The organism is Akkermansia massiliensis (assembly GCF_023516715.1).
Classification (GTDB): domain Bacteria; phylum Verrucomicrobiota; class Verrucomicrobiia; order Verrucomicrobiales; family Akkermansiaceae; genus Akkermansia; species Akkermansia massiliensis.
Genome location: NZ_JAMGSI010000002.1, coordinates 1207387 through 1228886, shown reverse-complemented (window position 1 = coordinate 1228886; position 21500 = coordinate 1207387). Strand labels below are relative to the sequence as shown.

The following is a 21500-nucleotide window of genomic DNA, read 5'->3' as shown; positions in this document are numbered from 1 at the left end:
AAAATACGGGGAACCGCCCTTCCCCCCGCGGCAAAAAAACGACCGCTGCGGAAAACCGCAACGGCCGAATCAAACGGGAATATGCTCCGCCGTTTAGCGGCGAAGGCCAAGACGCTGAATCAGGCTCTGATACTGGGCCAGATCTTCACGCTTGACGTAATCAAGAAGCTTGCGGCGCAGAGCCACCATCTTCAACAACCCGCGGCGGGAAGAAACATCGTGCTTGTTCGTGCTCAGGTGGTCGGTCAGGTGGGCGATGCGCTGGGTCAGGTGGGCGATCTGGTAGCTGGAGCTACCGGAATCCTTTTCATGCATCTTGAATTCCTGCAAATTGATTTCGTTACTCATAAGTGTTTTCTTTGAATGTATTTAGCTCGTGGCAGCGGCTAATCGACACTGTGAGGGCGCCAACTATGCACCATCCGTCCCCAAAAGCAATTCAAATTTCATCATGCAGGAGAATTTGCCTCCGTTCCTGCGGTAGCGGCCTCCCCACCATTTTCCACCGCACCCCAGGCCTCGCGGTCCTTTTCCGTAATGGGCCGTATCACGCGGCAGGGGTTTCCCACAGCCACCACGTTGGCGGGAATGTCCTTCGTCACCACGCTTCCCGCGCCTATCACGGAATTGCGCCCGATGCGCACGCCCGGGCCAATGGCCGTATGGCCGCCTATCCACACCCCGTCCTCAATGGTGACGGGAAGCGCAAATTCCAGACCGTCCCGCCTCAGCCCCGGGTCCACGGGGTGCGTGGCGGTGTAAATCCCCACATTGGGGCCTATCAGCACATCACTGCCGATCGTGACGGCGGCACAGTCCAGCACCACCAGGTTGAAGTTGGCATATACGCGATCCCCCAGCCGGATATTCGTTCCATAGTCACACCGCAGCGGAGGTTCCAGATAGCAGTTTTCCCCCATGCCGCCGAAGAGCTCCCGCGCCAATTCCCGGCGCAGTTCTTCCTCCTCCGGGGCGGACTGGTTGTAACGGAAGACGAGCTTGCGCGCCCGAAGGCGCCTGGCTGTCAATTCGGAATCCTGGGCATGGTACAAACGCCCGGCCAGCATGTTATTCCAGTCCTTCGAGTCCATGGGATGAAGAGGGGGTCACGGCGTCCGCGCCGGAAGAAGGCAGCGGCGCGTTTTCCTGTTCTCCAACAGGCGGCATGGCAGCGGCATCCTTCTCTACGGACGCCTCTGACTTTACAAGCTCCTTCTTCCCGGAGGAAGCTGAATTTGCGCCAGCCCGCTGGGCGGACGGCTTATGCACCGTTCTGAAAATACCGGACGGCTTTTTCTGAAGCTCGTGAATATTCCAATCCCCGTCTCTGACAATCACGCGGGTTCCCACGGGAGCCACTTCAAACAGGTTCTTCGCCACCAGATGGGGGATGCGGATGCACCCGTGGGAGGACGGGCGGCCGGGCAGGTACCCCTCATGAATGCCTACAGCCCCGTTCACCCTCATGAAATAGGGCATCTTGGCCGGTTCAAACCTTTCTCCGGGCCGTGCGGCATCCTTCCGTATATCCCCGTCCCGCAGCTCCCCGGCGGCATTGATGAACGCGCCGTAATAGGAATGGTGGTCCGCATCCTTGGAGGCGATGCGGAAATAGCCGGAGGGCGTCATGCCGGAACTCCTTCCGGAACTGATGGGCGCATACGCGATGCGGTGCGTCCCGCGGTACACGTACATCATCTGCTTCTTCTTGTCCACCACGACCAGGAGCTTTCCGGGCAGGGACGGATCGTCCTCCCATTTGAGCAGGTGTCCCGGAATGGTTCCGCTTTCCTCAAAATACCCGGTCATTTCCTCCACCGGAACATTGGAAGAGGAAGAAGGGGAAGAGCCCCCACCCGTGGTGCCGCAGGAGGAAAACAGGAACGGAACGCACAGGCAGGGAACCAGCAGATGGAAAAGGGGTAACTTCATCTCGGGGAGTCGCATCACTGCGTTAGACAACGGAAAGCCGGAAAAAGGAACCGCTTTTTGACAAAACTGTCAACCATCAATCAAAAAAATCTCTTCCCGGCCCCGTTTTCCTTCCATCACCACATCCGTGCGCGCCTGCCGCGGCCCCGGTCATTCCCGGGCCCGTGGAGCAGTCCATGGGACCACGCCTCTGCAAATGTGCGCGCGGCATCCGCCGTATGGGAATGTCCGTCATGCACGGGGCTCTCCACCACGGAACCGCCCGCACCCGGCGGCCTGGACCTGTACAATTCCAGATGTTCCACGCCGCCGGGCTCTTCCTCTCCGCGCACGCCGCGCACCCTTTCCTGGGTGCGGGCATGGAAGAAGCTGCGCTCCAGCAGTTCCCGCAGCGTATTGATGCCGCGCCAGACGTCCGTGGTCCTGGGAACGACGCGCACGTTCGCCAATCCCAGACGTGACATGTTCTCCACGTAGGAAATGCCGTGGGCATCCCTCCGCGCGGCGTCGTGGGGCAGCAGATGGGCCGTTACCGCCACGCCGTGCGCCTTCTCCCATTCCTTCATTTTTTCCACATAATGGGCCAGGGGCTGCTGGTTGGCGGCGTAATGGTCCAGCCAGTGGAAGCTGTCCCCCATCACCTGCACAAGCCAGATGGCCGTATGATCGCTCAACCCCAGGTCCCACGCCGTGAAGGTGGGGGCGTCCGGGTCCGCCGCAAACTCCGTCCCCACGCGCCCGCGTTCCCGCAGGGCCATGATGCGGCTGCCGTAAATGCTCCCCTCCTCCCCGGTGGAGAAAGCTTCCTGCGGCGTTCCCGGGTACTCCTGCTTCATGGCCGCCCCCATCACGCGGGCCATCCTGGCGTACCACCTTTTCTGGCCCGCATCCAGCGCCACCCCGGTTTCCCGTTCCAGGGAAAGGAAGTACTCGTCCAGTTCCCGGCTCCATCTGCCGCGCCCCGGCAACGTGTACTCCTCCTGGTCAAACCAGCTAAAGAAGAAGAACCGGAAATCCAGGGGAGAAAGCTCGCTCTTGCCCATGTTCTCCATGGCCTGGCGCGTCAGTTCGTAATTCACGCCGTACCGGCCGCCCTCATGGGTGCTCTCCTTCAGGATAAAGCCGCCGGGGGGCACCGTATTGATCGCCCCCGTGCGGATTTCCCTGGCACGCCACGGGGCGTGCACGGAAACATGCGCCAGCTCGGAAACGTGCAGGAACTGCATGGTGCCCCCGCGCAGGTTCGTCCCCACGCGCACGTCGCTCCCGTTGGCGAAAGCCAGGCGGTTGCGCGCAGACGTGCAGGGCCGCCATTCCCCCTTCTTCTCCACGCCGGACAGGCTCTTGATTCTCTCTCCCAGCCGGGCCAGGGCCACATCCATCGCGGAAGGGTCGGGCGGCACGTAATCCAGATGGTCCCAGGCGAAACGCAGCTTGGCAAGCTTCTGCTGGGCGTCCGGCAGGCTCTTATCAATAATGCCGCAATGGAAATTGGACCGGAACAGGCTCATGTCCAGCATCAGCATGGCCACATACGTGGAAATGCCCAGTTGGCGCGCCTTCAGGATGTCGTTCCTGTACCACAGCCGCTCATGCAGCCGCCGCTGCGCCCTGTTCAGGGAGAAGCGCTGGAGCTGCCCGGCCTTGTTTTCTATCCAGTACAGGTGCTCCAGCCTCCAGAGCTGGCTGGACAGGACAGACTGCCAAGGCTGGCTCCAGGATTCCGTCAGATGATTAGAAGTTTCCATGTTCCTCCACTAGTTCTTTCAGCAGGACTCCCTCCCTGGTCATTCCCTTCAGGGCCTCCGTCCCCTTGTCCAGGGGCAGGCGGTAGGCCAGGGGATCGTTCAGCACGTGGGAGACGAAGCGCAGAGCCTGAACCATCACGGGATCAAGCAGGTCAAGCTCCCCCCTCAGATAGCCTGAGCGTACCCCCAGCTCTTCATACAGCCTGACGACGTCTTCCATGAAGCACCCAACGGCCTGCTCCCTGTTCCACCACCAGCGTTCCTGCGCATCCGCATCCCCCAGCGTTTCCAGAATCCGGCCCAGGGACCGGGCGCGGCTCTCCCGAGCGGTTTCCAGAGAAGGCTCCTCTCCCGCGCCTGTGAAGCGCTCCAGCGGAATATAGGAATCCCGCTCGGACGCCGCAGGCAGACCCCGGCTGTCCAGGTAAACGCCGTTCCACGCATGCACCACATACGGAGCGCGCGCCTGCCGTACGGGGCTTTCCGGAATGCCCGGCATCAGGCGAACGGTATGCCCCGGATCGTCCGGGTCACGGTAAATCACGCAGTTGGCGTACATCGCGCGCGCCTCCTCCGGATCAGGCAGGAAGGGGAGCATGCCCCCTCTCATTTCCTCCTGCCTGCGGTCCAGAACATCAATCAGGGAGGCGGCTTCATCCAGGGGAAGTTCCCGGCTCCAGGCCGTTGCCACCCCTTCGGGGGCCGTCCAGGAATCAATCCGGTAGGTTCTTCCTTGCCAGATGACGCCGGACTCCGCGGCTTCCGGCCGGGCTGCAAAATCCCGCCTCACCACGTCCAGCGTTTCCACCGCACGGATTACCTCCGGACGGCTGCGCCATGCGGCAGGGGCAGGAACGCCGCTCCTGACGGAAAAATCCTCCTCCATATACAGGGGGGCCTCCAGAACAGGTTCCGGCAGGAGTTCTCCCATGGCTTCCAGAGAAACATCCTTCGCGCGCAGGGTTCCCTTCCCGGCCTTGAACGGCCGCTTCACCAAATGCAGGTACAGGCCGGGATGCTCCGGGTCCGGACGCCATGCATTCAACTGGGGAAACTCCTGAAGCGCCCGTGCCAGTTCCGTCATGCGGTGTTCCGCCAGCCGTTCCATCCTGCGGACGGACCCGCCCTCATATCCGTCCAGCGCGGCCAGAGAACGCAGCAGGTCCTCCCTCACGTGGTCCGGCGCGGTGGACAGCAGCCTGCCGGTCATCAGGCTATGGGCGTACCTTTCCATCATGGGAAGGCGCACCTCCTCACCGCCTGCGTCCCAGGCGCGTTCAGCCCGTATCCGGTCATTCATTCCCACCGTTTCACGGAGCATGCCCATGAATTCGGCGGTTTCCGGCCCCTCCTTCAGCGTTTTCTTCAGCAGCCCGGCGCGGCGCACCAATTCCTCCAGAGGTTCCAGGGCCTTGTCCGGGCTTGCGGCCCCGTAGCGCGCCCAGGAAGCTACCGTCTCCGGCACGGCGTCATGGTCCAGATGGGCAAAAAAATACTCCTTGGAGAGCTGGGAAAGCTCTTCAATCAATTCCGTTTCTCCGGGAAGCGCCCTGCGGCGCGGCACGCGGCCCAGACGTTTCAGCATCTCCCACGCGTCCTCCGGGGAAAGCTGGTCCGTGCGCATCAGCCGGTCCCATACGACCTCCGCCTTGTCCTCAATCAAGGCCAGGGGATTCTCCGTATTATGGAGCCGCAGCCGGTGCATCACCAGTCCCTTGGCCGAGGGAACGGGCTGATTGTCCGCATCCACTCCCAGCCGCTGCACGTCCCCCACGTACTTGCCGTGGATATCCATGCGTTCCCGCAGGGCGTCATGGCTCATCAGCGTTTCAGCGGCCACGCGGCCCCTGCCCGTCACCTCCAGACGGTCCCCTGAACCCACGGCGCCCCGCACGCCGTAACCGGCCTTCAGCATATCCGCCACCGCCATGGCCGTCAGGCTGTCATACAGGCAGGAAAGCCTTTCCCCCTGCACGTTTTCCAGTCCTGCGGTCAGCCGCAGATAATTGGTATCCCATTCCGGATGCCCGCTGCGGGCGTGCCATTCCCAGCTCCGGATCAAATCCCTCTTGGCCGTGCAGGCGGGGGAAAACATCATGGAGACATTGGCCATCAGGTCCGTTCCCGCCGCCTCCTGCGAAGGATGCCAGGCCGACCACCTGCCATTGGGATATTTTACCCGCCACAGCCTTTCCCCGCCTCCGCTCCCACGCGAGGACTGGAACAGGCGCGGAGTCAGGCGGGAAAGATTTTCCACCGCTTTCTGCGTACCCGGATAAACGCGCGGAACCGCCCGCTCCGGACCGGCATGCAGCCGCGGCGCATCCAGCACGGTGGCATAACGGGCCACGTGTTCCGGTTCCACTTCCAGAAAACGGGACAGCAGCCGCCCGTAACTCTCCACCGGCGTGTAGCCGCGCCCTACATGCACGTCAAACTCCTTCATATTGGGAAGCACCTGGTACAAGCTGTTCACATCCGCCTGGGTTCCCCATACCATGCGGTTCATCTCCCGCAGCTCCGGGCTTACCCGGTGGCGTTCCCGGTCCCCCAGGGAAGCCATCATGCCGCTCATCCTGGACAGGGCGGCGGCCAGGCCGTCCGGACCGGAAGCCCCGGCCAGCAAATCCGGAGCGTTCAGCAGGGAGCTCCCTTCCTCCAGCCAGCGGCGCGCCCTGGCACAGGAACCCTCATCACGGCAAAACGACTCCCACAGGCGAAGGGCCACATGCCCGGACACCTCCTCATGGGAAGCGCCGTGCACCCGTTCCATCACTCCCTCGTAAACATTGGCGCGCGTCCGGCGCTCCATTTCCACGGTGACGGCGTCCCAGTCCCTGCCGGAAAAACCGCTACGCCCCGCTTCCTCCGGATAAGCCAGCAGCAGCATCCTGTACGGGCGGTAGGCGCGCTTCTTCAGCCTGTCTTCCACAAACGCGCGGCGCAGGGCGTCCGCCTGCACGTCGTAATCCGCCGCATTCCTCAAACGCCACGGAATTTCCCTCCCGTTCCTGTTCCTGGCCAGCCCCAGGTCTTCCTCTTCCATACGGCACAGGGCTTCATACCAGGAGGAAAGGGCCTCTTCTACCGAACTCCGGCCCCGGGTTCTCTTCATCTCCATGCCGGGGGCCGGCTCCGCCTCATAAACGCGGCGGCCATCCGCCGCGGCGGACTCTCCCACGCGGGGCAGCCCGGCCCGCAACAGCCACTTGGTCCTGGCCGCCGCATGGTCCGGATGGGGAAAAAGTTTTTTCAACACCGCTTCCGACTCCGGAAAATCCCTCATCTTCCAAGGCTTCGTGCGCACGGGAGAAGGCAGTTCCAGAAAATCCCTCACGTCCTGTTCCGTCCTTAAAAAAGGCTCCCCGGCTTCATCCAGCGCGCGGGACCATTCCAGCGCCTTTCTGGAAATGTACAGGGATCCCCACAGGGGAGAATCACGCAGGGACTTCTGCAGCAACTCCCCGGCACGGCGCATGTCCTTCTCCCGCAGGATGCGGGTTACCGCTTCATCCGGAATGCCAAACACCTTCAGAGGTTCTCCGTCCCCCAGCAAGGTTCCGGCATGGCGGAAATGGTGCAGGGAAGCCTTTCCCGCGCCGATCAGCAGGAACGGCATCATCATGGCCGCCTCCCTCAACTGGTCGTCCACGGACATCTGCCGCTCCTTCCATCCCTCCCAGTCCACGCCGGACACCCTGTCCGTCAACGCTCCCACGCCTTCCTGGGCCACCATGGGCGTCAGCTCCATCAGCTTGTTCTCCGCCGCCATCTTCACGGCATCCGCCGCCATGGCTCCCGTTCCGGAAAGAACCGCTCCCACATTCCCGGAAGCGGACCTCATGGCCCGGAACGCGCGCATCCCCTGCCCCAGCATCCGCTGGCCCAGCTTCGTCATCCCGAAGGAAAGCAGGGTGTTCATCCCCCCGGACACGACCGCGCCACCCATCTGGGCGTCAAACACGCCGTCCGGATTCATGCGCCGGGCATCCGCCATGTGGCGGCCCGTCTCCCCGGCCATCAGCAGTCCCAGCCCGGCCGGGCCGCTGAACGCCAGCGCCGTGGATGCGCCCTGCTGGGCCATGTCCACCAGCATCTCCCGGAACCAGGGGGCATCCTTTCCTCCGCGCAGGGGAGCAAACTCCATCCTGGCAAAATTCCGCAGTTCCTCAAAACTCCGGGAATACCTGTCCAACGCCTCCTTCTCCCGGCCTTCCGGGAGGGCCCAGGCCGCACCGTTCACGGCCAGATGAGCCACATTTTCCGCTGCTTCCGCTGCTCCGCGTTTCAGCGCGTTCCCCAGGGCATCCCGGAAAGCGGGCCGGGAACGCAGGTAGGGGGCCATCATGCGGAACACCTTCCGCCGGTCCCCGTCCTCCAGGGACGCCAGACAATCCACGGCGCGAACGACGTCCGGAACTCCGGCAACCGCCTTCCGGTTCACCTGCACGGCGGGAAAACCTTCCGGCGCCGGGGCCTCACTGGCTACCAGCCCTTCCAGCCCCCTGCGGATAATTCCGGCGGCGTCCGCCAGACGGTTCCTGTCATCCAGGGCGTCGGACACGGCCCTGCTCTTCAACTGGTCCGCCACGGCCTGCATCTCCTCCGGCCACGCGGAAACAGCCTCTTTCCTCCGTTCGTCCGGAGCCGTTCCACTCCCGGCCAGCGTGCGGTCATACTCCTCCTGGTACAATTCAAACAAGGTCTCCCGCTGGGAAAGGCGCACCTGGTTGTGCATGGAGACGGCCACAAACAATTCGTCATCAGACTTGCCGGACGCTCCATACTGCCGCGCCACCTCTTCCCGGATACTCTTCCAGTCCCTCCGGATGCGTTCGCGGGGGATTTCCCCCGAATCCGCCACCCATGACTGCATCACGCACGCGGCAATCCTTTCCCGGTCAGCCGTTCCCGCCGGATACATCGCTTCCGCCTTCTGCCTGACCTCCCGGGGAATGGTCATCACATCTCCCGTCAGCACGCTGTTCCAGTACTCTTCCTTCGCCGCCGCCCCCTGCTCCGGGAATTCTCCCGCGCCGGAAGGGACTGCGGATACCGCGTTCTCCTCCTGCAACCGGTTTTCCTCCATCGTTGCGGAGGCCTTTTCCGGCACGCCTTCTTCTACCAAAAATGTCCCGTCCTGTTCCTGGTTCCTCTCATCTTCCATCATCACTTGCCTTCCTTTCCGTTATTCATATTCATATCCATAAAACCTACCCAGCCTGCATCCTGGAGGCGGTTTTCCTTCTCAAAAACTTTCTCCATCTCCTCCGCCGGCTGTTCCGGAGACCTCTGCACGGCCTCCGCCAACTCCATCTGGACGCGTTTCCATTCCTCCACCGCACGGGCGTCCTCCGGCGGTCCCCAGGCTCCGTTCCGGAACATGGAGGACAGGCGGCGGGAAGCCGCGCGGCGCAGCTCCAGGGGAACATTCATCATCACCTCCCGCCGCCGGAGGAGTCTTTCCACCTGCGCCGCAGGCAGGCCGGAAGTAGCCACTTCAATCATGGCGTCCGCATCCCCCTCTCCTCCGCAATCCTCATCAATCAGGGAGGCCATGCGGCACAGCAGCATGTCGTCTCCCGGAATACTGACGCCGGAAAACTCCGCCGCCTGCCTCCGGTCCCTGGAAGCCGTATAACGCCTCAACTGCTCGGAACTGATCAAGCCGTGCTTCTCCGCATTCGCCAGCCCGTCATCCCGCAGCAGGCCGCCGCCGGATACGGTAGCCGCCACAGCATCCGCATAACGCCGCTTCAGCTCTCCATATGCCGCAGAAGCCTCTTGCGCCACTCTTCTTTCCTCCGGGGTCTGAGGCATTTCCCGCTCCCGGGAAACGAGGCGCACTGCCGCGGCCGGATCACGGCGAACCTCCTCCACCGCCCGGTTCAGCGCCACACGGGCACGAGCTTCCTCCGCCATGCGGGAGGCTTCATCTCCGGTCACAAACACGCCGCGGCCTTCTTCAATCCTGCGTTCGGCCAGGGAATCCTCCCCCTGCTCTACGGCGGACTCCACCCCTCCGGCCCAGGACCGCCGAGCCTCCTCCAACTGGCCCAGCCGGGACATCTTCTGCAAATAAATGCTTCCGGCAGTCTCCAGGTTCTCCCTCGCCAGCTCCACGCGCTCCCTCACCGGGGCGGACATCCGGCCCGGCAGGTAGGCGGGAAGCCGTTCCGCCAAAGCCTTCTTCCACTTCTCCTGAAGGCGGTCCGGCTCCCCGCCGGCCTCCAGCTCCCGCATCACGTCCTGTTCAAAGCGGTACAGGCCGTCGCGGGCCTGCGCCCACTGCCCGGCATCCCTCACCTCCTGCATCTCCTTCAGCGCGGCACCCGCCGTTCCTGCCAAATCCATCGCGCCCGCAGCCAGGTTCCGCACTCCGGCGGCCTGCGCTTCAAACGCGTTCAACGGAATCACGCCGGACAAATCCGGAGCCACATGCAGCATTCCAAAATCCTGTATTCGTATAGCCATCTTTTTATGGCCTCCAAGCTAGGGAGCGGACGGAACGCACGGCATCCATTCCAAACCGTCACCGCACGGTACTTGCCGCTTGCCAAAACCGGACCGTTCCAACACAATCGGCCCCATGCCCCGCATCCGTTTCACCACCGCGTACGATGGACGCCCCTACCTGGGCTGGCAGAGCCAGCCGGGAGGCCGCACCGTACAGGACGCCCTGGAACGCGCCTTTTCCGCCCTCTTCGGCTCCGCCGTCCGCATCCACGGCTCCGGCAGGACGGATGCCGGCGTGCATGCGCTGGGCCAGGTCTTCCATGTGGATGCGCCGGACACCCACCGCATTCCTGCGGACAAATGGCCCACCGCCCTCAATACCCGCCTGCCCCGGACCATACGGATCACCCATGCGGAATACGTTCCCCCAGGCTTTCACGCCCGGTTCAGCGCGGCGGGAAAAACCTACCGCTACTGTATCTCCCGTGCGCCTGTCCTCAGCCCTTTTGACGCCGGGCTGGCCTGGCACCGTCCACTGGCCTGGAGCACGGACATTCTGGAGCAAGCCGTCCGGCTCTTTCTGGGAACGCATGACTTTACGGCCTTTGCGGCCCTGCGCGGCAATGAACCGCGCCCCATCCCGGCGGACTACTTCCTCCGCACCATCACGCAGGCGCAGGTGGTGCAGGAGGGGGAACGTGTCTTCATCACCCTCACCGGAACGGGCTTTCTCTATAAAATGGTGCGCCTCATGGCAGGAGCCGCTCATGAAGCCGCGCGGGGAAAAATCACGCTGGACGAACTGGCGCGCCTCATTAACTACCCACGCCCGGATGATAAAAGCCCGTTCTGCGCCCCGCCGGACGGGCTCACGCTGATGCAGGTCCACTACGCGGAGGAAGCCCCCGGAAACAAGCAGGAATGAGGTAAAAACAGGCTGCTTCCCCCCCTAGCTGCGCGCCGCGCCGTACAGGCCTTCCCGCCTGATCAGGCTCTCCACCTCCGGATTCAAATGAGGCACGGGGCATACGCCCGTACGCAGATCATGCCGCACACGGGTGGAAGAAGCGGGCTCATCCCCCTCAATGAAAACGGCGCGCACCCCTTCCCTGGGCGCCGGTTCACCGCCGCGGTGGTACACGATGAACGTCACCAGCCCGGCCAGGTGCTCCCAGCGGCCCCACTGTTCCAGGGAATCCCACTGGTCCTTGCCCATCAGCCAGAACAGCTCCGCGCCGGGATAACGGTCCGCTACGCACTCCGCCACTCTCCAAGACCACGAAGGCGGCGGAAGATTCAAATCCGTCCGGTCAAGCACGGCCCAATCCAGTCCCCGAAGCGCCAGATCAATCATCCGGCAACGCTGGTCATCCGTCACGGCGGGGGCCTGCTCCTTCAGCGGAGACAGGGAGCACGGCATGAACAGCACACGGTCCAGCCCGCAGTACTCACGCGCATGCGCAGCCACACGAACGTGCCCTTCATGCACGGGATCAAACGAACCGCCGAAAATGCACAGCTTCACCGTCCGTCATCCGTCAAAAAATCAAAGTCCTTCCGTGCCCTTGTAAGGCAGGAACCCGCCGATGGGCACGCGCACCATCCTCTTTTCCAGAGGCAGGCGGCGGAAGCGGGTGATGAAATCCGTCAGGCGGCCGTAATTGCGCTCCGTCTTGGGAATACCCTGCTGGCCGCAATTCACGTCCGGATTGTAATGCAGTTCAATATGAAGGTGGGCCGGATACATGCCGCGGTTCGTGCCGATGGTGCCCACCTGGGTGCCGCGGAGCACCAACTGCCCCAGCACGACGTTAATATCATTCAAATGGGCGTAAAGCGTCTGGCAGCAAAGAACCTTTCCGGACTTGGGCTCGCGGAAGGCATGGCGGACAATCACCACCTTTCCCCACGCGCCGCGGGCGTCCGCCGCGTAAGTCACCACGCCGTGGCCCACGGAATAAACGGGATCGCCCAGATCGGAATTGCCCCCGCTGTTGCCGTTCCAGTCCTCGCCCATGTGGCGGGGGCTTTTCACGCGCAGGCCGCGGGACCGGTAATAGCCGTTGCCGTCAGGCTTGCCTACCGGAAAATCAAAACCGTCGCAAAGAGGGACGAGCGCGAACTTGCTGTCCCGCCGGGCCATGTAAACGGGAGCGCTCTCGCTGATAAACGCGGAACCGGTCAGAAGAACCAGCGCCAGCAGTAAAAAACGGAAATAGGACATGGGAACAAAAGTCCTCTGTATGCTAAACGGACCCCGGTCCCGTATCAAGCGGAATTCCCCGCATGTCGAAGTTAGAGCCTGCTAACCCCCTTCGTTCCCCTTCCACCCTCCCTTTCAACTTGACAGCCAAGCCCCCGTATGAAAGAAGGGTGGAACATTCCCCGTATTTTTTAACACACGTTTTTTCTGCATGAACAAGCTTGCCTCCCTCTTCCTCGGAACGGTTCTCTCTTCTTCAATGCTGCCCGGCTGGGCCGCAGACCCTCCCAAGCCCTACGGGGCGGTGCCAACCCCCTCCCAGGTCAACTGGCAGCGCATGGAATTCTACGGCTTCATCCACTTTGGCCTGAATACCTTCACGGGCAGGGAATGGGGCTATGGCGACGAAAATCCGAAAATCTTCAACCCTACGGACTTCAATGCCTCCGACATCGTTTCCACCTTCAAGAAGGGCGGCATGAAAGGAATGATCTATACGGCCAAGCACCACGACGGCTTCTGCGCGTGGCCCACCAAGTCCACGGACCACAACATCACCAAAAGCCCGTGGAAAAACGGCAAGGGAGACGTGGTCAAGGAATTCGCCCTGGCCTGCAAAAAGCACGGCATTAAATTCGGCACCTACCTCAGTCCCTGGGACCGCAACAATGCGGACTACGGCAAGGAAGGCTATCTGGACGTTTACTACAAGCAAATCCGCGAACTGCTGACCAACTACGGCCCCGTCTTTGAAATCTGGTTTGACGGCGCCAACGGGGGGGACGGCTACTACGGAGGGGCCAAGGAAAAGCGCAACATCGGCGACGCGGAAAAGTACTACAACTTTGAAAAAATCGTGGAGATGATCCGCAAAATCCAGCCCAACTGCATCATCTGGGGCGCGGGCCACTACGGAGACGCCCGCTGGGGCGGCTCTGAAAAGGGCCACGTCAACTACCCCCATTGGAGCACCGTGGGGCTGAACGGCGGAGGCGGAGGAACCGGCAAGCGCGGCGGAGAACGCTGGGTGCCGGCGGAAGGGGACACCACCATCAACCATTCCGGCTGGTTCTGGCACCAGGGGCAGGCTTCCCGCGTCAAATCCCCGGAAGAACTCATGCAGGTATGGTTTGACTCCGTGGGACGCGGAGCCAACCTCATCCTCAACGTGGCGGCGGACAAAACCGGCAAACTGGACCCTGCGGACGTCAAATCCCTGATGGAATTCAAGGAACTGCGCGACAAGCTGTATGCCAGGGACTATGCCCTGGGCGCCACCGTCACGGCCACCCAGACGCGCGGCAATGACAAAAAATTCGCCCCCTCCAACATGACGGACGGCAACATGGAAACCTACTGGGCCGTGGAGGACGACAACCTGACGCCCACCGCCTTCATTACGCTGCCCAAACCCGCCACCTTCGACGTCATCCGGCTGCGCGAACAGATCCGCCTGGGCCAGCGTGTGGACTCCTTCAACATTGACGCCTTCATCAACGGCAAATGGGTCTGCATCGACAATGAAGGAAAGACCATCGGCAACCAGGTCATGCGGCGTTTGAACCGCCCCATCACCGCCCAGAAGCTGCGCCTGCGCATCACGGGCAGCCAGGCCACGCCCTGCATCTCTGAATTCTCCCTCTTCCGCCAGCCGGCAGGCGCCGTGCGGCCCTCCATCTTCCGCCGCGGAGACAACCTCATCATCCTTGCGGACGGCAAGAACAAAATCCTGTACACGACGGACGGCAGCGAACCCAAGGAAGGCTCCCCCGTCTATAGACAGGGCGCCAAATTTGCGGAAAGCGGCACTGTCAAGGCTCGCTGCCAATTCTCCAACGGCAAGCTGGGTCCCGTCAGCCAGGCCAAATTCGGCATCAGCAAAACCGGGTGGAAGGTGAAAAACGCCACTTCCGGAAACGCTGCGGCGGCCATTGACGACAATCCGGAAACCTCCTGGTTCGCCAAGGCTGAGGCGCCCCAATCCTTTGTGGTGGATATGGGCAAACCCTACCAGGTCTCCAGCTTCTCCTACCTGCCCAGGCAGGATGGAAAAACCTCCGGAATGACGGACAAATACCAGTTTGAAGTGAGCCCGGACGGAAAAACCTGGACGAAGGCGGCGGAAGGGGAATTCTCCAACCTCCGCGCCAATCCCATCGAGCAATCCGTCAACCTCAAGAACGTCAAGGAACCCGTACGCTACTTCCGCTTCACCGGCACGAACTCGCTGGACGGCAACAGTGCTTCCGCTGCGGAAATCAACGTCTTCGGCACGCCCGCAGGCAAATAAAATCCATTCACTTAGCTGCATGAAGGCGTTCCGGCTTTTTCAGGCCGGAACGCCTTTCTCATGACACGGCCTGTTTGCAAACCATGTTCCGGCGTGGAAAAGAAAAGCCATTCCTTCCCGGCTGGAAAACCGGAATGGAGAACGGGACCGGAGTTCAACTCCGCTTGCGCCGCATCAGCAGGCAGGCGATGCCGAACATGCCCAGCATGGCGGAAGACGGTTCCGGAACGGCCTCCGCCTTCAGAGACGCCGGCAAACGCAGCGTCTTGGGATCGGGAGAAGACGTCGGCACCGTATTTTCAGTAAGCAGGGAATCCAGAGAAAGCTCTTCCTTCCCGGAATCAGCCACAGCCTCATCTCCGGCCGCCTCTGTCCCTCCGTCGGGCTTCCTGTCCGGAGAAACAGGCGTCTCCTTGTCGTCTGACGGCTTGGAGCTGGCCTCATTATCCGGAAGACTTGGTTTAAGCTGGTTGGCGGCAAACCCGTTTCCCCTGCCGGGAGGCCCTCCGTAAAATCCTCCGCCGCCGCCATGGGAAACCATCGCGCCGGACAAGGGGCCGTACACGGCCTCCCGCACCAGGACTTCCTCACAATGGGGCATATAGGATCTTCCATAGGAAAACATGGCTACCACTTCCCGTTCCAGCTTCCAGGATACGTCTTCATCCAGCTCTTCCCGGGCCTTTACCTGCACGGGAAGAGCCATCCCAAGGGCCTGGAGCTGGTTTCTCTCCAACACGGAAAAAGCCTGCACTACATTCCCGCGGGAGGAAACAAAACGGTACACGGTATAATAACCGGAAGGAAAAGAGGGGGAGGAAATAGTCAGGGCTCCGCCTTCATTGATCTCCTTGACCATAGCGGGAGACAAGGACATGACGCCCTTCATTTGAACCACCTTCTCCTCACCAGGGGCGGCGGCTCCGGAGGGTGAACCGGAAGGCAGGGCGGCGCATGCCAGTGGCGCCGCTAAGGATAACAGGGCAATCACAATCTTGGTCATGATAAGTGTATTGAAACCATGACCACTCCGTAGCGCACAACGGATGACCCATAAATGACAATAGCTCACGGGCCGCGCCTTTCCGCTGCCCCATCATGCGGCTATCCGGCGGCAGATATAAAAAATAGCTAATCAAATGCAATCCAAACAAACATGGGGAAATCCAACAACGTTTTTTACTCCTTGTTCCCGGACCAACCGTGGCCGCTGCCTCTTTTTACCGGGCCGGCCATTTCTGTCATACGGTGTGGACCGGCGGTTCGGAATGCTCCAGATTCCAGTGAAGGGGCATGAAAAAGGACGCATCCCTAAGGATGCGCCCTGTGCAAATCATGCTAACGGAAAAAACTTATTCCTGGCCGCTGAAATCAGGCGTGAGAATCAGGAACTGGTCACTGACATCCTTGCCCCTTCTCTTGGGAATGAAGGTGTCCTGAAGGTTGTCGTTGTCATCCAGTTCCAGAGTCTTGGCGCTCTGGGCGGTCGTGAAAATCAGAACCTTGCCGCGGAAGCTTTCCGGGTCAAAGCGGACGGCGTTGCCAGCCACGACGGTGCTGCCGTCTTCACCGGGGAGCACGGAAGTAACCATCAGGGGATATTCACCCACGGAGCTGCCAATGCCTACCTTCTTGTTATTGTCACCCTTGCGCATGACGTAGGAGAAGCCCACTTCACCGGGGGTCAGGGCCTTGCCGTCATAGATTTCACCGTCGGGAGTAACGGTGGAACCGCCGGAAGGAGTCTGCACCTTGGCGTAGAAGTTGCTTTCGGAAACGGACTCATTGCCCAGAAGCTGGCGGAAGTAGTCATTGGAGGTATCCCCCTGGAGCGCGCCCAGGCCGCTCATGTAATTGTGCTGCGCCACCACGCGGTCCGCGGTGATGTCATCGGGGAAGTTGCCCAGCTTGCTGTTGGACTTGAACTCGTTCATCGCCACACCCACGTTCTTCATGTTGGTCAGGGCCTGCATCTGGTCGCCCTTGTTGATCTGGTTCAGAATCGGACCGTACGCCACGGAAGCCAGCAGGGCGATAATGGCAATAACAACCAAAAGTTCGATCAGGGTGAACCCCCTGCGTAACTGGCGTGTTGCAAAAGATACTTTCATTGTTGGATATGATGGAATGTTTACAGTTTAAGAAAACCGTACGTGGTTATCTATGTTCGTCTCTACTATTAACGTGATTTCCCAGTCAGGACAAGCATATTCTCATAAAAATGTTGGGCCTGGAAGGGCGCCGGGATTCCTCCGCGGCCCCCGTTTGCCGGGAGCCGGAACAATCCCGCGCCATGGGAAATTCATGCCTGCCTGCCGCTGCCGAAAAAGGCGCTCAGCCCTTCCAGCGCGTCGGCGTCCGGCTTGTCCGCATCGGCGATCACCTGGCGCTGAAGCCCGGCAATCTCTTCCAGGCCCTTGCGGCCCAGTTCCAGCATCCGGCTCATCTGGTCCGCCGTAAACACGGCCTCCTCCCCGGAGCCCTGCACTTCCACAAACTCACCGCGGTCCGTCATCACCAGGTTCATATCCACCTCCGCATCCTTGTCCTCCACATAGCAAAGGTCCAGCAGGGCTTCCCCGCCCAGCATCCCCACGGAAACGGCGGAAACCAGCCTCTTCATGGGAGACTCCGCCAGCTTGCCTTGCGCCACCAGCTTGTTCACGGCAATGGCCAGGGCCACGGAAGCCCCGGTGATGGAAGCGGTCCGGGTGCCCCCGTCCGCCTGCAAAACATCGCAGTCCACCCAGATCGTGCGCTGCCCGATCTTGCCCAGGTCCACGGCAGCCCTCAGGGAGCGGCCTATCAGGCGCTGGATTTCGCTGGAACGTCCGTCCAGCTTCCCTGCCGTAATATCGCGCCGCTTGCGGTCAAGCGTGGAATAGGGGAGCATGGAATACTCCGCCGTCAGCCAGCCGCCCTCCACACGCTGAACCTTCATCCAGCGGGGGACATCCTCCTCAATCGTAACGGCGCAAATCACCTTGGTGCGGCCGAAGGTCACCAGCACGGAGGCCGTGGCATTCGGGGCAATCCCCGTTTCAAAGCTGATCGGGCGCAACTGGTCCACAAGTCGTTTATCCTGACGTTCCATGCGGGGAATCATGACGGATGCCGCCATTTTTTTCAAATGGAAAGATGGAATTCCCGCATCAAACCGCTAATATCCCTTCCATGAAACTCCCTCGCACCCGTGTGGCCGTCATTGACGTGGTGGCCCTTTCCCGCCAGATGATGGAACACATGCCGCGACTCTCCGCCTGGGCGGAGGGGAGGCGCGTTTCCTCCTTCCCCCCTGCCTTTCCGGCCCTCACCTGCTCCGCGCAGAGTACTTATGTGACGGGGCTTTCCCCGCGGGAGCACGCCATCCCCGGCAACGGATGGTACAACCGGAACATGAGTGAAATCCAGTTCTGGAAGCAATCCAACAAACTGGTGCAGGGACCGCGCCTCTGGGAAAAGCTGCGGGAACGGTACGGACCCGGCTTCACCTGCGCCAAGCTCTTCTGGTGGTACAACATGTACTCCACGGCGGACTGGACCATCACGCCGCGCCCCATGTACCCGGCGGACGGCCGCAAGGTCTTCGACATCTACACCCAGCCCATGGAACTCCGGGAGACCATTAAAAAAGACCTGGGGGAATTCCCCTTCCCCACCTTCTGGGGCCCCATGGCCGGCATCCAGTCCTCCCGATGGATAGCGGACTCCGCCCGGTGGGTGGAACGGAAACACCGCCCTGCCCTCAACCTCATCTACCTGCCCTACCTGGACTATGACCTTCAGAAATTCGGCCCTTCCTCAATGCAGGCGGCCCGGGCGGCGGAAGCCATGGACGGTTTGCTCTGCGACCTGGTCGACTTTCTGGAACAGGAAGGCGTCACCCCCGTTATCCTCAGTGAATACGGCATTTCCGACGTCTCCCGCAGCATTGCCCTCAACCGCCTCTTCCGTGAACGGGGCTGGATCGCCGTCAAACCGGAAATGGGTACGGAAATGCTGGACTGCGGCGCCTCCCGGGCCTTTGCTGTGGCGGACCATCAGACAGCCCATATTTACATCAACGACCCTTCCGTGAAGGAAGAGGTGAAAACGCTGCTCGCCGCCACCCCCGGAGTGGAGGAAACCAGGGAAACGGACTTCTCCGGCCTGAATCCTGCGGCGCAGGAACGCCTGCCGGACTTCACTGCCGTCGCGGCCCCGGATGCGTGGTTCACCTACTACTACTGGCTGGACGACGCCAGGGCCCCGGACTTCGCCCGCTGCGTAGACATCCATCGCAAGCCCGGCTACGATCCGGCGGAAATGTTCTTTGACCCGACCCTCTCCTTCCCCATGTTCCACGCCGCCGCCTTCCTGCTGAAAAAAAAGCTGGGCTTCCGCGCACTGATGAAAATCATTCCCCTCAACGGAGACCAGGTGAAAGGCTCCCATGGCAGGGACCGGGTACCCGCAAACCAGCAGCCCGTATTCATCGGCCCGGCATCCCTGCCGGAAATCCGTTCCGCGCAGGACGTGCATGAGGCCATCCTCTCCGCCTTTGAAAAAGAGTGACGGCAGGAAGCCTGCCTGTCAGCGGGCGTCCGGGCGGGGATCATATTCCAGGCCCGGAACCTCCCGGTAATGGACACCATCCCACAGGACGGGAATACAGCAGAAAAACCAGCTTCTCTGCCCGTTGTCCCCCTTCCAGTGGCCGAACACGCTGCGTATCAGTACGCGGTTCAATCCCTTGCGGAGCTTCACCTTCACGGGGGGACGGAAGAAATACCCCTCCCAGGTCAGGGGGGCTTCTTCAATGCGGCCTTTTCCCCAATCCGTCCAGGGCAGGCTCCTGAACGGCCACCTGGGCGGATTCACGCGCTTTCCGTTCAGCCACACGTCCCCGCCGGAAAAATCCCAGCTCCCCTGCTCCGGAGCACGGGCACTGCGGTACCCGCCTGAATGCCCCCACATGCCGTTCAGGCCAACCATCAGCCACACTTCCTGATCCTTCGGGCTGCGGATGGAAGTCAGCGCATAGCAGGTTCCGCTGCCCTTTCCCACGTCCCCCGACATCAGCGTGGGCCAGTGGTCCAGCCGGTACTGGTTCCGGTGCATATTGAACATCGCAAAAAGGTGCCTGATATGCACGGCTCCACCGTAAACAGGCGTCTTCTTCCACTCCAGCGTCCTGTCCCCGTCCCGGTAGAAAGGCGCAATCTTGCGCTCCGGTTCAAAGGACGTGTCATTCTTACCCCGGTGGTCGAATGGCCCTATCAGGCTCCAGGCCATATCCGCCTGCTTCACGTACGCAAAGGGAACGTCCCGGAAAAACCGGTCACGGTGGGAAGCCAGCCGTTGTTCAAACTCCCGGAACTCCGCCCATCCGGCCGTTCCCCTGGGAGGGAGCTGCGCCATGTAATCCTTCCGCTTGGTGGCGCTCCCGCGCCAGACGCGCTCCGCAAACGTCAGTACGCAGGGGTAAAGGGGATACTGTTCCAGCACCCTCTTCTCACTGCTCAGGTTCCCGTCGCACCACACGGGCATGATGGCTCCCAACGCCTTCTCATCCCCCTGCGGCACCTCGCAGGGCTGCTGGAAAAACACTTGGTATACGCCGGACTGGGAATCAGCCCAGTCAATGTAAAAGCCATTGCTGTCAATGCGCTTCATTCCCTTGTCCATCCGGGCTCCGGCCTCGCTCTCGCCCCAGCACATCAGCACGGAATCCTTATCGTGCGGGCCACCCGGCGACCACACGATCACCTCCTTGCCCTTCCCGCGGATATACTCCGCCATGCGCGGAATAAAATCCTTCATCGTAATGTGCACCTCGTCGGACCCCATGTGAAAAAACCTTCCTGGAAACAGGGCAACGGTCTCGTCCACGACATCCTTCAGTATGGAAATGCCCTTCTCCGTCTGCATGCCGGTCTTCATGGCCTTGGCGAACGGCTGGCTGTGCCCCGGCATGTCGATCTCCGGAATCACCTGGATATTCAGCCGGGCGCAATAATCCGTCAGGTCCTTCAACTGTTCCTGCGTATAAAATTTGCCCGGTAACCGTGACTTCCAGTGAAAAGCGCGGTCTGTCAAAGCCGGATACTTCTTCACCTCCAGCCTCCACGCGGGATCATCCGTCAAATGCAGATGCAGCGTATTGATCTTGTAGCGGGAAACCCGGCGCATCAGCTCCTTGATAAACGCGGGAGACATGTAATAGCGCCCCACGTCCAGCATCATACCCCGCAGGGCGAAGGCGGGTTCGTCACTGATCTGCACGGACGGCATGAAAAAACCTTCCTTCTCTTTGGAAACCAGCTGCCGCAGCGTTTGCAGGGCATTGAAAAAACCGCCAAAGTCCCCTGCCCTGACAGTTGTCTTTTCCGGCGTGACGGACAGGACATACGCTTCTCCCTCAATTCCGGCGTCCAGGCTTAACTCCCATGTCAGGGAACCTTCCTCAAAAACATCCTTGCTCACGGCAGCCGGAATGCCGGATATCCTGAATACATCCTTCATTTCCCTCACCAGGTCATCTCTGCGGGGAACATCCCGGCCCAAATGTACATGAACGCTTTTAAAACGCGTGCTACCCTTACCCCTGACGACTTTGGAAGGATAGGGAATCAGCGCAGGGGAGGAAAACTCCGGCACAGGCGCAGTTACCACCTCCCCTGCCAGCAGCTCCCACGGGAAACAAACCAGCAGGGCAATAAAAAACCGTACAGGAATGCTGAAAACTCTGGACAAAAACATTCCTTATTTACGCCCTCCCGTCTCAATTCCTGTCAAAACAGGACTTCCGGAGCTGAAAACCTGTCCCTCTCCCCTGGTCTTTTAACACTACATGCCGGTTCCTCTACGCCGCCAGTTCACACCCTGAAAC

At 61.1% G+C, this 21500-nt stretch carries 15 protein-coding genes; 3 read left to right on the top strand and 12 right to left on the bottom strand.

Annotation, left to right across the window (positions count from 1 at the left end):
• Positions 1 to 93: 93 nt before the first annotated feature.
• The 6 genes from rpsO to M8N44_RS12820 all read right to left on the bottom strand — a co-directional run bounded on the left by rpsO (position 94) and on the right by M8N44_RS12820 (position 10154).
• Positions 94 to 348, bottom strand: coding sequence for a 30S ribosomal protein S15 (gene rpsO, locus M8N44_RS12845; RefSeq protein ID WP_022396563.1), 255 nt, complete (start codon positions 346 to 348; stop codon positions 94 to 96).
• 101 nt (positions 349 to 449) lie between these two features.
• Positions 450 to 1091 carry a sugar O-acetyltransferase gene (locus M8N44_RS12840; protein ID WP_102728459.1) on the bottom strand — a complete coding sequence of 214 codons (642 nt, stop codon included), beginning with the start codon at positions 1089 to 1091 and terminating at the stop codon, positions 450 to 452.
• Positions 1069 to 1932, bottom strand: coding sequence for a L,D-transpeptidase family protein (locus tag M8N44_RS12835; RefSeq protein ID WP_180975187.1), 864 nt, complete (start codon positions 1930 to 1932; stop codon positions 1069 to 1071). The genes M8N44_RS12840 and M8N44_RS12835 overlap by 23 nt, the downstream gene beginning before the upstream one ends.
• Positions 1933 to 2048: 116 nt before the next feature.
• The gene (locus M8N44_RS12830; protein WP_102721919.1) at positions 2049 to 3680 is read right to left on the bottom strand and encodes a hypothetical protein; all 1632 of its coding nucleotides are present in this window, start codon (positions 3678 to 3680) and stop codon (positions 2049 to 2051) included.
• Entirely contained in the window at positions 3667 to 8850 is a 5184-nt protein-coding gene (locus tag M8N44_RS12825; RefSeq protein ID WP_102728457.1) for a hypothetical protein, read from the bottom strand. The genes M8N44_RS12830 and M8N44_RS12825 overlap by 14 nt, the downstream gene beginning before the upstream one ends.
• The gene (locus M8N44_RS12820) at positions 8850 to 10154 is read right to left on the bottom strand and encodes a hypothetical protein (RefSeq protein ID WP_146018205.1); all 1305 of its coding nucleotides are present in this window, start codon (positions 10152 to 10154) and stop codon (positions 8850 to 8852) included. Before M8N44_RS12820 ends, M8N44_RS12825 begins: the two co-directional genes overlap by 1 nt.
• Positions 10155 to 10269: 115 nt before the next feature.
• Here M8N44_RS12820 and truA point away from each other — a divergent pair, with 115 nt between their 5' ends.
• A complete protein-coding gene (gene truA, locus M8N44_RS12815) occupies positions 10270 to 11061 on the top strand; it encodes a tRNA pseudouridine(38-40) synthase TruA (RefSeq protein WP_102728456.1) in 792 nt (263 codons plus the stop codon).
• A 24-nt stretch (positions 11062 to 11085) separates the two neighbouring features.
• On the opposite strand, the gene nadD is transcribed toward truA, so the two are convergent.
• Both nadD and M8N44_RS12805 read right to left on the bottom strand, forming a co-directional pair.
• Complete coding sequence (gene nadD / locus M8N44_RS12810; protein WP_102728455.1) at positions 11086 to 11661, bottom strand: nicotinate (nicotinamide) nucleotide adenylyltransferase; 576 nt, start codon at positions 11659 to 11661, stop codon at positions 11086 to 11088.
• Positions 11662 to 11682: 21 nt separating this feature from the next.
• Entirely contained in the window at positions 11683 to 12360 is a 678-nt protein-coding gene (locus M8N44_RS12805; RefSeq protein ID WP_022396555.1) for a M23 family metallopeptidase, read from the bottom strand.
• 190 nt (positions 12361 to 12550) lie between these two features.
• On the opposite strand from M8N44_RS12805, the gene M8N44_RS12800 reads away from it, so the two are divergent.
• Positions 12551 to 14629 (top strand): alpha-L-fucosidase, encoded by a 2079-nt coding sequence (locus M8N44_RS12800; protein WP_102728454.1) that lies wholly within the window; start codon positions 12551 to 12553, stop codon positions 14627 to 14629.
• 154 nt (positions 14630 to 14783) lie between these two features.
• Here the strand turns inward: M8N44_RS12800 and M8N44_RS12795 are convergent, their stop codons facing one another.
• The 3 genes from M8N44_RS12795 to rph all read right to left on the bottom strand — a co-directional run bounded on the left by M8N44_RS12795 (position 14784) and on the right by rph (position 17750).
• Entirely contained in the window at positions 14784 to 15632 is an 849-nt protein-coding gene (locus M8N44_RS12795) for a PEP-CTERM sorting domain-containing protein (protein WP_102726618.1), read from the bottom strand.
• 349 nt (positions 15633 to 15981) lie between these two features.
• Positions 15982 to 16740, bottom strand: coding sequence for a type II secretion system protein (locus M8N44_RS12790; RefSeq protein ID WP_022396552.1), 759 nt, complete (start codon positions 16738 to 16740; stop codon positions 15982 to 15984).
• A 191-nt stretch (positions 16741 to 16931) separates the two neighbouring features.
• On the bottom strand, positions 16932 to 17750 hold the full coding sequence (rph, locus tag M8N44_RS12785) for a ribonuclease PH (protein ID WP_102726619.1): 819 nt from the start codon (positions 17748 to 17750) through the stop codon (positions 16932 to 16934).
• A 53-nt stretch (positions 17751 to 17803) separates the two neighbouring features.
• Between rph and M8N44_RS12780 the strand changes: the two genes are divergently transcribed.
• Positions 17804 to 19183 (top strand): alkaline phosphatase family protein, encoded by a 1380-nt coding sequence (locus tag M8N44_RS12780; protein WP_249853118.1) that lies wholly within the window; start codon positions 17804 to 17806, stop codon positions 19181 to 19183.
• Between the two features lie 18 nt (positions 19184 to 19201).
• On the opposite strand, the gene M8N44_RS12775 is transcribed toward M8N44_RS12780, so the two are convergent.
• A complete protein-coding gene (locus M8N44_RS12775) occupies positions 19202 to 21370 on the bottom strand; it encodes a family 20 glycosylhydrolase (RefSeq protein WP_102728452.1) in 2169 nt (722 codons plus the stop codon).
• Between the last annotated feature and the right edge of the window lie 130 nt (positions 21371 to 21500).